Genomic DNA, 11,551 nt, shown 5'->3' with positions numbered 1-11,551 from the left:
TAAAATGATATATGCAGAGATATTAGCTGGTGGTAAGGGTACTCGTATGGGTAATACTGAAATGCCAAAACAATTTTTAAAGATAGGTAATAAGCCAATAATAATTCATACAATTGAAGCTTTCTTGTTAAATGAAAGATTTGACAAAATAATTATTACGACACCAAAACAATGGATACAACATACTAATGATTTATTAAATAAATTTGTTCCAGCGCAATTAAAAGAAAAAATTGCTGTATGTGCAGGTGGAACAGATAGAAATGAATCAATAATGAGTGGAATAAGATATATAAAAGAAAACTTTGGTATAAATGATGAAGACGTAATCGTTACTCACGATGCTGTTAGACCATTTTTAACTCATAGAATAATAAATGATAATATTGATTCTGCTTTAGAATTTGGTGCTTGTGACACAGTTGTTCCAGCATTTGATACTATTGTTGAATCAGTAGATGGTGACATAATAAGTGACATTCCAAGACGTGATTTTATGTATCAAGGGCAAACACCTCAAAGTTTTAGAATTAAGGAATTAGTTGAGTTATATGATTCTTTATCAGATGATGAAAAGAAAATCTTAACTGATGCTGCAAAGATATTTGTTGTAAAAGGTAAAAATGTTAAGTTAGTACAAGGAGAAGTTTTTAATATGAAAATAACAACTCCTTATGATTTAAAATTAGCTAATGCTTTAGTGAGGGATGATATAAATGATAAATAAGGTATATAGATTAATTGCTCCTAAGCAAATTACAGTTGAATTTGAAGAAAGAAGCTTAGATGGCGAAGGAATTATTGTAAGACCAACTAGATTATCAATATGTGCAGCAGATCAAAGATATTATACAGGAACTAGAGGGAAGGAAGCTATGAGAAAAAAACTTCCTATGGCTCTTATTCATGAAGGTGTTGGAGAAGTTATATATGATCCAAAGGGAGAATTTAAAGCAGGTGATACTGTTGTTATGATTCCCAATACCCCAACTCAAGTTGATAATGTAATAGCTGAAAATTACTTAAGAACAAGTAAGTTTAGAGCTAGTGGATATGATGGATTTATGCAACAATATGTATTTATGGGAAGAGATCGTATAATAAAATATGATAAGATAAACCATGATGTTGCTTCATTCTTAGAGCTTATAAGTGTATCAGCTCATTCCATAGATAGATTTGATAAAAAAGCTCATAAGAGAAGAAATAAAATTGGTATTTGGGGAGATGGAAATGTAGGATTTATAACTGCATTAATACTTAAAAAGAAGTTCCCAGAATCAGAAATAATAGTTTTTGGAAAAAATGAAGAAAAGCTAAACTTCTTCTCATTTGTAGATGAAACTTATCAAATAGATAATATACCAGATGACCTAAGAGTAGATCACGCATTTGAAGCTGTAGGTGGAAAAGGTAGTGAATATGCGATAGATCAAATAATTGATTACATAAATCCAGAGGGAGTAATTGCAATACTTGGAGTTTCAGAAAATCCAGTACCAATAAATACTAGAATGGTTTTAGAAAAGGGATTAACTATAGTTGGAAGTAGTAGAAGTGGAAGAGTTGATTTTCAAGAAGCTGTTAACTTTTTAGAGGCTCATGAAGATGCTCAAAATCAATTACAAAAGCTTATATCAGCAGTTATTGATGTAAGAGGAATTGAAGATATTGTAAAAGGATTTGAACATGACTTAACAACACCGTTTAAGACTGTTTTAAACTGGAGAGTTTAATATAAAAAGACCCTTTAAAAGGGTCTTTAAATATATATTAAAGTGAGGATTTTATAAATGAAAACATTAGAAAGAATTATACTAAAATATCTTTTAAGAGTAGTATATTATATTTCTTATATAGTTCCTGTAAAAAAAAGAGTAATATTTGCAACGTATAGAAATGATACTATGAATGGTAATTTCAAATATATATATGATGAAATAAAAAGTAGAGATACAGATTATAAATGTGTATTTCTTTATGAAAAATTTAATAAAGGAATAAAAGGAATAATAACATATTTTTTTCATATGATGAAAGCAACATATTATATGGCAACTTCAGAATATTTTTTGATAGATGATTTTTATTTTCCAGTATATACAGTTAAAAAACTTAGGAAAAATACTGAAGTTATTCAAGTTTGGCATGCATGTGGTGCATTTAAGAAGTTTGGATTTAGTATATTAGATAAAAACTTTGGTGCAGATAATAATTATGTGAAATATATTCCTATTCATAGTAATTATTCACATGTATTAGTTAGTTCAAAGGAAGTAGCTAAATATTATGCAGAGGCATTTAATATGAGTGAAAATAACATAGATCCATTAGGAATACCAAGAACTGATATATTCTTTAATAAAGAGATGAAAAAGGATGCTAAAGAAAGGGTTTATAGCAAGTATCCTAACATTAAGGGAAAAAATATAGTTTTGTATGCACCAACATTTAGGGGAAATAGTCAATCTGATGCCAAGATGGATATAAATTTTGATGTTGAAAGAGTAGTAAATGATTTGCCTGAAGGATATGTATTAGCATTAAAAATGCATCCATTTGTAAAAGATTCAATTAATATAGATAATGACAGAATAATTGATTTATCAGATTATGGAGCAATAAACGATATACTTATAATGACAGATTTACTTATAACTGATTATTCATCAATAGTTTTTGAATATTCATTATTAGAAAGACCTATGATATTTTTTGCAGATGATTTAGACTCATATGAACATGAAAGAGATTTTTATTATCCATATGAAAGTTTTGTGCCGGGTCCTATAGTTAAAAATACTGATGAATTAATAGAAGTATTAAATAATGATACTTGTGATTACGAAAAAATTAGAGCTTTTAAAAATAAGTTTTTTGATTATGTTGATGGGTTATCATCAAAAAGGTTCGTTGATAAGATAATTTTGAAAAAGGAAAATTAGGTGATTAAAGTGAAAAAAGTATTGTTTATATCATCAACTGGTGGACATTTATCGGAACTTATGCAATTAAAAAAAATATTTAATAGATATGATTATCACATAATTACAGAAAAGAATGATACTACATTAAAGTTAAAAAATGAATATGGAGATAGAATAGATTATTTAGTTTATGGAGCTAGAAACTATATGTTAAGTTATATGTTTAAGTTTCCATACAATATATTAAAATCATTATTTTTGTATTTTAAAATAAAACCAGATGTAGTAGTTACAACAGGTGCACATACAGCAGTTCCTATGTGCTACATTGCAAAGCTATTTAAAAAGAAAATAATATTTATTGAAACATTTGCTAGGGTAGAATCAAAAAGTATGTCAGGAAATATGATAAATAAAATTGCTGATGTATTTTTAGTTCAGCATGAAGAAATGACTAAAGTTTATGATAATTCTATATATAGAGGAGATTTGTATTAATATGATATTTGTTATTTTAGGAACTCATGAATTAGAGTTTAAAAGATTACTTCAATATTTAGAAGATATGGATATAAAAGAAGAAGTAATAATACAATCAGGAAATACTAATTTTACATCTAACAAATACAAGGTAATTCCTTTTCTAGATCAAAATGATTTTAATAAATATATTAAGGAAAGTACATTAGTAATAACTCATGGCGGGGTTGGATCTATACTTACTGCATTAAGGCATAAAAAGAAGGTTATAACAATGCCAAGACTTTCTAAATATAATGAGCATAATGATGACCATCAATTAGAAATATGCAATAAGCTTTCAAAAGAAGGTTATACAATGAATTGTACAGATTATGATTCTTTAAAAGAATTTATAGAAAACTATAAGAAAATTGAATTAAGACCATATATCTTTGATAATAGTAGACTTATAAATTTTTTAACAGAAACAATAGATAATATTTAATATAAAAGATACACGTAACAATTTTAAAGTTACGTGTATTTTTCATTTCGTATAAAATTTTTTATATAAGTAAAACTAATATATAAATGAATTATTTATTTGTATTAAATAATTTGATAATTATAAGTTGAGGAACTATTAATTATATAAGGAGAAACACTATGGCAAAAAACACTTTAATCACTATATTTGGTGAACATAATGAAAGTAGTTTAATATTGTTTAAAAAATATAAATTTAATAATATAAAAATAATAATAGATTCTAACTATGAAAATGAAAAGATAGATAAATTAATAAACATTTATAAACAATATAATAAAGATATGCATATAGAAATAATAAATAAAAAGGATATCAACTTAATAGATAATACAGGTAAGGAAGTTTTAAATTTAACTATAGATAATACTCTCGATGCTCTAAAATATTTAATTAAATGTATTGAATACAATATAGAATCTGTATATGTTGATATATCAAATAAAAGAGAGTATTGGTTTAAGAATGGAGTAGAGTTAATAGAGGAAGAATTAGCAGATTTAGATGTAGATGATATAATTGAGGCTAATGGAAATAATATAATATCTTATGAGTGTAAAATAAATAAAGATAATAATATAATAGATTTTACAAAAATAATACATAAAAATATTGACTTGTGGCATAAGTATAAGCAAAAATTATATGATACATCTTTATTTGAACATGATTATAATAATCCTCAATTAGTAAAAGTTAATTTATATAAATTAGATAGTAACGAAAAAAAGCTTTTATTAAATATAATTGATAAATTTAAAAAATTAAATTTAATAAAAGTAAGAGAAAATAATGATAATAGTATAGATGTAATTTTTTTAAATGATAAATTAAAAGCATTTATATTTAAAAGTGGAACTTGGCTTGAAATACTAACAGAAAGTGTAGTAAAAGAAATAAGTACAATTGATGATGTAAAAAGTGGCGTAGTTTTTTTGTGGAATGAGCCAAAAGGAAATATAAAAAATGAATTAGATGTCGTTGCGGTAAAAGACTCTATAATGGTTGTAATATCATGTAAGGATAGTTCAAAATACGATGAAAATACACTAAATGAATTAAAAGTATATAGCGATAAATTAGGTGGAGAAAACACCAAGAAAATACTTGTTGCAACAAAAAGACCAATAAAAACATCTATATTTGATAGAGCTAAAGAAATGGATATAAATATTGTAATACTAGACAAAGATTTAAATAAATTTAAAAAAGATTTAGAATTTATAATAAATAAAAAATAAAGTAACTAGATATTATCTAGTTACTTTATTTTTTTACCGATTGACTCACCCATATAAACTTTAGTTTCATAACCTAATTGTGTTTGTTTTAGTATATCACTATCAATTTTAACTGTATCTTTTTTTAGAAATAAAATTACTGTTGAACCACCAAATTTAAAGTAGCCTTTTTCATCACCTTTATTTACTTTTTTGTTTTCTTTATAAGATTGAATTATGCTACCAACACATGTTGCACCTACTTCTACATAAAGTATATTATCAAAATGATCAGATTTAAAAATTGACCATTCACGTTTATTTTGGCAGAAAAGTTTAGGTATTTTATCAACTGCTATAGGATTTACAGAATAGTAATTCCCTTTTATCTTATGATTTTTAAGTGGTATGCCTGAATCAACAAAATGATATCTATGATAATCAGTAGGACATAATCTAAAAATTAAACAAATTCCATTATCATAATTTTTTGCTATTTCAGAATCTCCTATTAGTTCTTTAAGACTATAAGTTATTCCTTTTACTTGAACTAATTTATTCATGTTTATATTATCATAAGCAAGTAATCTTCCATCAACAGGAGACATTAACAAATTATCATTTGATGGGATAGGTCTTGCAGTAGGGATAACTTCCCTAGCAAAAAAGTCATTAAAGTTTTTAAATTCTTTAGGTGCTTTAGAATACATGCTCATATTTATATTAAAATTATCTATAAATTGAGGTATTTTCTTTTTACTTAATTTTGAATCGCAAAAAAAACCATATAATTTTGAACAAATTTTCTTTTTGACAATAAGTTCTGTAATACGTCTTCCAGAAGGGGATTGATAGCACCATTCTAAATATTTTATTCCGGCAACTTTTTCTTCTTCGTATGATTTTGTAGTTCTATTGTATACAAGTATCATATTTTACTCCTCTGTGAAATTTTATAAAAATTTTCTTAACAAATATAATAAAAGTATAGAGTAAAGTAATACTTAATGCAAGTTGAAGTAGTTTGAAAATTATAACATATTAACAAGCAATTGATATTATGTATAGAATAGGTTAAAATCAAATAGTGATTAAATTTTAAAGATTATTTTTAATAATTTTAAATATATATAATTCGATTAGTTAAAATTATAACTTTTTAGTTTTGAGAGGGTTTAAATTTAAGTTAATGGAGGTACGTTTTTAAGGATGAAAAGATTAATTATTAATGACAAGGAAATCCAAGTTGCAGAAGGTACTACTATAATAGATGCTGCAAGACAAAATGGCATAAATGATATAGCGACACTTTGTTACTTAAAAGAATGTTCAAATATAGGTAAGTGTGGAGTATGTGCTGTTGAAATAGAAGGAAAACCAAATCTTGCTTTAGCTTGTATTACAAAAGTTGAAGATGGAATGGTTGTAAGAACAAATACTGAAAAAGTTCAAGAAAGAGTTAAGTCAAGAGTTTCTACTTTATTAAATAAACACGAATTTAAGTGTGGACAATGTTCAAGAAGAGAAACTTGTGAACTTTTAAAATTAGTTATAAAGAGCAAAGGAAGAGCTACAACACCTTTTTTACCAAAAGATAAGAGTGAATATATTGATGAAAGAAGTAAATCAATAACTATAGATAGAACAAAATGTGTACTTTGTGGAAGATGTCAAGCTGCTTGTAAATCAAAATCAGGTACAGAAGCTATAAAAATAACAAACATAGATGGAACAAGAATGGTAGCTCCAACAGATAATAAGTGTTTTGATGAAACAAATTGTTTATTATGCGGACAATGTGTTGCTGCATGTCCGGTAGCTGCATTAGAAGAAAAGTCACATATTGAAAGAGTTGAAGAAGCTTTAGCTGATCCAGAAAAACACGTAATAGTTGCTATGGCTCCAGCTGTAAGAACAGCAATGGGTGAATTATTCAATATGGGTTACGGAGTAGATGTAACAGGCAAATTATACACTGCATTAAGAGAATTAGGATTTGATAAAGTATTTGATATAAACTTTGGTGCAGATATGACTATAATGGAAGAAGCTACAGAACTTATTCAAAGAATACAAGCTGGTGGGCCATTCCCAATGCTTACATCATGTTGTCCTGCTTGGGTTAGACAAGTAGAAAATAGTTATCCAGAGTTTATAGATAATTTATCATCAGCTAAGTCACCACAACAAATATTTGGTGCTGCAACAAAAACATATTATCCAGAAATAGCAGATATTGATCCTAAAAATGTATTTACAGTTACTGTAATGCCGTGTACAGCTAAAAAGTATGAAGCTGATAGACCAGAGATGGAAAATAACGGATTAAGAAATATTGATGCTGTTATAACTACAAGAGAATTAGCTAGAATGATAAAGGCAAGAAAGATAAACTTTGCTAAGTTAGAAGATGGAGTTCAAGATCCTGCAATGGGAGAATACACTGGTGCAGGAGCTATATTTGGAGCAACTGGTGGAGTTATGGAAGCTGCAATAAGAACAGCTAAAGACTTCGTTGAAAAGAAAAGTTTAGAAGAAATAGAATACCATGCAGTAAGAGGTTTAGATGGAATAAAAGAAGCTACAGTAAATATAGGTGGAAAAGATTATAATGTAGCAGTAGTTAATGGTTCAGCAAACCTTTATGAATTCATGGAAAGTGGAAGAATGAATAATAAAGACTATCACTTTATAGAAGTTATGGCATGTCCAGGAGGATGTGTAGATGGTGGTGGTCAACCACACGTAAGTGCTGAAAATAGAGAAAAGATAAATGTAAAAGCCGTAAGAGCTTCAGTTTTATATAATCAAGATAAAAACTTCAAGAAGAGAAAGTCACATGAAAATGAAGCTTTATTAAAGATGTATGAAACGTATATGGGAGAACCTGGACATGGAAGAGCTCATGAGTTATTACACTTAAAATATAAGAGAAAAGATAAATCTTCAGAAGAAATTGTATAATACTATATAATAAAAATGTATCTCATGCTATATTAAGTATGAGATACATTTTTTTATTTAGGGAGGAATTTATGAAGTTATTAGCAAGTGATTTTGATGGAACATTATTGGTTGATAAGGAAATACACAAGAGAGATCTTGAAGGAATAAAAACTTTACGTAAAAAGGGTCATAAATTTATTGTATCTACAGGTAGAACACTTTTAGGTATGGAAGAAGTATTTGATAAATATGATTTAGAATTTGATTATTTAGTTTTATGTAATGGAGCTTTAATACTAGATAAGGATAAAAATATAATAAAAAATAGTATGATTAATTTTGATAATGTTAAAAAGATTATAGAAGAATTTTCAGATGAAGAACAAACAGTAATTTATTTTGACAATGGAAATGGAATGAACTTAATAGATAATAAAAATACTGATTTAGAAAATATTGAAATGTTTGAAGAATTTAAAGTTGAAGTAGCTAAAAAGGAAGATATATTAAATTTAAAAAGTGGAGCATTAATTTTGAGTGTATTTGCAGCAGATGGATCTATAGAAAGAGCTGAAAAAATAAAGTCTAGATTAGTAGATATGTTTGGTGATGAGCTTGGTATATTTAGAAATCAATTTTTTATTGATATAGTTTCTAAAGGATCATCTAAGGGAAATGGATTAAAAGAAGTTTTAAAATTAGAAAATAAAAACTTTGATGATATATATACTGTAGGAGATTCGTTTAATGATGTATCTATGTTTGAAATAACAAATAATAGTTATACATTTAATAGAGCAGAAGATGGTGTTAAGGCGTATGCAAAAAATCATATAGATTATGTTCATGAAATAGTAGATTACATAATAAAATAATAATAATAAAGTTAGTGCATAAATTAATGCACTAACTTTTTAATGTTGTTAAATTTAATTAATTCATAGTATCTAAGTATTCGTCATAAGACATTACTCTATCAACTATAGAACCATCTTCTTTAATATCTATTATTCTATTTGCAATAGTTTGTATAAACTCATGGTCATGAGATGCAAATAATAATACACTCTTATAATCTTTAAGACCATTATTTACAGCTGTTATTGATTCAAGGTCTAAGTGGTTTGTAGGTTGATCTAGCATTAATACATTAGCATTTGAAAGCATCATTCTAGATAACATACATCTAACCTTTTCTCCTCCAGATAAAACAGAAGCTTCTTTAAGAGCTTCTTCACCTGAGAATAACATTCTTCCAAGGAATCCTCTTATGTAGCTTTCGGATTTCTCTTCAGAGAACTGTCTAAGCCAATCTACTAATGAAAGATGGCAATCGTTGAAGAATTCTGAGTTATCTTTAGGGAAGTATGCTGTTGAAATAGTTATTCCCCATTTGTATGAACCACTATCTGGCTCCATTTCACCATTTATTATTTTAAATAATGTTGTAATAGCTATTTCGTTGCTTCCAACTAAAGCAATTTTATCATCTTTATTAACTCTAAAGCTTACGTTATCTAAAACTTTAACTCCATCTATAGTTTTTGATAAGTTTTCAACTATTAATATATCATTACCCACTTCTCTTTCAGGTTTAAATCCAACAAATGGATATCTTCTAGTTGATGGTTGAATATCATCTAAAGTAATTTTATCTAATAATTTTTTTCTTGAAGTTGCTTGTTTTGATTTTGATGCATTAGCACTAAATCTAGCAATAAAGTCTTGAAGTTCTTTAATTTTATCTTCTTTTTTCTTATTTTGTTCTTTAGCCATTTGAAGAGCTAATTGACTTGATTGATACCAGAAATCATAGTTACCAGTAAATATTTTAATTTTACCAAAGTCAACATCAGCTATATTAGTACAAACTTTATTTAAGAAGTGTCTATCATGGGATACAACAATGACAGTTCCTTCAAAGTTTATTAAGAATTCTTCAAGCCAATTGATTGATTTAATATCTAAGTGGTTTGTAGGCTCGTCAAGTATAAGTATTCCAGGATTACCGAATAAAGCTTGCGCTAAAAGAACCTTAACTTTTTCTCCACCAGTTAATTCAGAAACTTTTTTATAGTGCATATCAGTTCCTATTCCAAGTCCTTGAAGTAATGATGACGCTTCAGCTTCAGCTTCCCATCCATTAAGTTCAGCAAATTCCCCTTCAAGTTCTGATGCTTTGATTCCATCTTCATCAGTAAAATCAGGTTTAGCATATAGAGCATCTTTTTCCTTCATTATTTGGTAAAGTCTTTCATTACCCATTATAACTGTTTCTAAAACTTCAAATTCATCATATTGATAGTGATCTTGTTTTAAAACAGACATTCTTGTATTAGGAGCAATTGATACATCTCCCGTATTTGGTTCAACTTCTCCAGCAAGGATTTTTAAAAATGTACTTTTACCGGCACCATTAGCTCCAATTACACCATAACAATTTCCAGCAGTGAACTTTAAATTAACGTCTTCAAAAAGTTTACGTCCACCATATCTTAAACTAACATTTGATACAGTTATCAATCTTATTCTACCTCATTTCATAAATATATTTATTTGCCTATTATAACATATAAATTCAAATAAATACTATAATAAAATATTACTTATGTAAAATGCTTTAAAGCAAGTAAAAATAAAGCGTTAAAGCAAATGGAAGAAATGGATAAATATTATTGACAATGTTTTTATAGAAATGATAAAATTATCTTATAATTAAAGTTGTAGGTTGGAGAATGGTCATGAGATTCATTAACTTTATAAAAGGTTAATATAGCGTATGACTTGTTCGGATTTTATATATTTAGCCACATAGTTTTATACTATGTGGTTCTTTGTTTATTTAAAAATTTATAGAGTATTATCACATGAAAAGTATTTATTAATAACTAAAAATACAGTGTTATAATATAAAATATAAATTTAGATTAAAGAAGGAGAGTAAATAAAATGCAAAAAATGCAAAAAACTAACGCGATGAGAATTTTAGATAAAAATAAAATAGAGTATAATGCATTAACGTATGATGCATCAGATGGACATATAGATGGAGCTGCTGTCGCAGAGAAAACAGGTCAAGACCCTAAAACAGTTTATAAAACATTAGTTACTGTTGGAAATTCAAAAGAATTGTATGTTTTTGTTATTCCTGTATTAGAAGAGTTAGATTTAAAAAAATGTGCAAAGGCATGTGGAGAAAAGAAAGTTGAAATGATACATGTAAAAGATATAAATAAGCTTACAGGATACATAAGAGGAGGTTGTTCTCCTATAGGAATGAAAAAACAATATAAGACTTTTTTTCAACAAGAAGCATTAGAACTTGAAAAAATTGTTTTTAGTGGAGGAAAAATTGGGCTTCAAATAGAAATGAATCCTAATGATATAGAAAAAGCTATAAAAGTTGAATTTAAAGATTTAATAAAATAAGGACTACAAGTTTGTAGTCC

General features: G+C 27.0%; 11 protein-coding genes. 9 read left to right on the top strand and 2 right to left on the bottom strand.

Annotated features, from left to right (window positions below; genetic code table 11):
- Positions 1-4: 4 nt before the first annotated feature.
- The 6 genes from AC4FQW_RS12040 to AC4FQW_RS12015 all read left to right on the top strand — a co-directional run bounded on the left by AC4FQW_RS12040 (position 5) and on the right by AC4FQW_RS12015 (position 5,177).
- The gene (locus AC4FQW_RS12040) at positions 5-727 is read left to right on the top strand and encodes an IspD/TarI family cytidylyltransferase (RefSeq protein ID WP_303127224.1); all 723 of its coding nucleotides are present in this window, start codon (positions 5-7) and stop codon (positions 725-727) included.
- Complete coding sequence (locus AC4FQW_RS12035) at positions 717-1,736, top strand: ribitol-5-phosphate dehydrogenase (protein ID WP_491149281.1); 1,020 nt, start codon at positions 717-719, stop codon at positions 1,734-1,736. Before AC4FQW_RS12040 ends, AC4FQW_RS12035 begins: the two co-directional genes overlap by 11 nt.
- A 57-nt stretch (positions 1,737-1,793) precedes the next feature.
- The gene (locus AC4FQW_RS12030) at positions 1,794-2,945 is read left to right on the top strand and encodes a CDP-glycerol glycerophosphotransferase family protein (RefSeq protein ID WP_491149280.1); all 1,152 of its coding nucleotides are present in this window, start codon (positions 1,794-1,796) and stop codon (positions 2,943-2,945) included.
- Positions 2,946-2,954: 9 nt separating this feature from the next.
- On the top strand, positions 2,955-3,425 hold the full coding sequence (gene pssD / locus AC4FQW_RS12025; protein WP_303127231.1) for a PssD/Cps14F family polysaccharide biosynthesis glycosyltransferase: 471 nt from the start codon (positions 2,955-2,957) through the stop codon (positions 3,423-3,425).
- 1 nt (position 3,426) lies between these two features.
- Positions 3,427-3,894 carry a PssE/Cps14G family polysaccharide biosynthesis glycosyltransferase gene (gene pssE / locus AC4FQW_RS12020; protein ID WP_303127233.1) on the top strand — a complete coding sequence of 156 codons (468 nt, stop codon included), beginning with the start codon at positions 3,427-3,429 and terminating at the stop codon, positions 3,892-3,894.
- Between the two features lie 161 nt (positions 3,895-4,055).
- Positions 4,056-5,177, top strand: coding sequence for a Card1-like endonuclease domain-containing protein (locus AC4FQW_RS12015; RefSeq protein WP_303127235.1), 1,122 nt, complete (start codon positions 4,056-4,058; stop codon positions 5,175-5,177).
- Positions 5,178-5,197: 20 nt separating this feature from the next.
- Here AC4FQW_RS12015 and AC4FQW_RS12010 read toward each other — a convergent pair whose 3' ends face one another.
- Entirely contained in the window at positions 5,198-6,088 is an 891-nt protein-coding gene (locus tag AC4FQW_RS12010; protein WP_491149276.1) for a phosphatidylserine decarboxylase, read from the bottom strand.
- Positions 6,089-6,365: 277 nt separating this feature from the next.
- Between AC4FQW_RS12010 and AC4FQW_RS12005 the strand changes: the two genes are divergently transcribed.
- Both AC4FQW_RS12005 and AC4FQW_RS12000 read left to right on the top strand, forming a co-directional pair.
- Positions 6,366-8,120, top strand: a complete 1,755-nt coding sequence (locus tag AC4FQW_RS12005; protein WP_491149274.1) for a ferredoxin hydrogenase — start codon at positions 6,366-6,368, stop codon at positions 8,118-8,120.
- Positions 8,121-8,191: 71 nt separating this feature from the next.
- Positions 8,192-8,977: an HAD-IIB family hydrolase gene (locus AC4FQW_RS12000; RefSeq protein ID WP_303127241.1), complete on the top strand. Its 786-nt coding sequence runs from the start codon at positions 8,192-8,194 to the stop codon at positions 8,975-8,977.
- A 58-nt stretch (positions 8,978-9,035) separates the two neighbouring features.
- Here the strand turns inward: AC4FQW_RS12000 and AC4FQW_RS11995 are convergent, their stop codons facing one another.
- Positions 9,036-10,625: an ABC-F family ATP-binding cassette domain-containing protein gene (locus AC4FQW_RS11995; protein WP_303127243.1), complete on the bottom strand. Its 1,590-nt coding sequence runs from the start codon at positions 10,623-10,625 to the stop codon at positions 9,036-9,038.
- Positions 10,626-11,051: 426 nt separating this feature from the next.
- On the opposite strand from AC4FQW_RS11995, the gene ybaK reads away from it, so the two are divergent.
- Positions 11,052-11,531, top strand: a complete 480-nt coding sequence (gene ybaK, locus AC4FQW_RS11990; protein WP_368410140.1) for a Cys-tRNA(Pro) deacylase — start codon at positions 11,052-11,054, stop codon at positions 11,529-11,531.
- The last annotated feature ends 20 nt before the right edge of the window (positions 11,532-11,551 follow it).

The organism is Clostridium sp. TJA085 (assembly GCF_058310235.1).
This window is presented reverse-complemented; position numbering and strand designations above follow the sequence as displayed.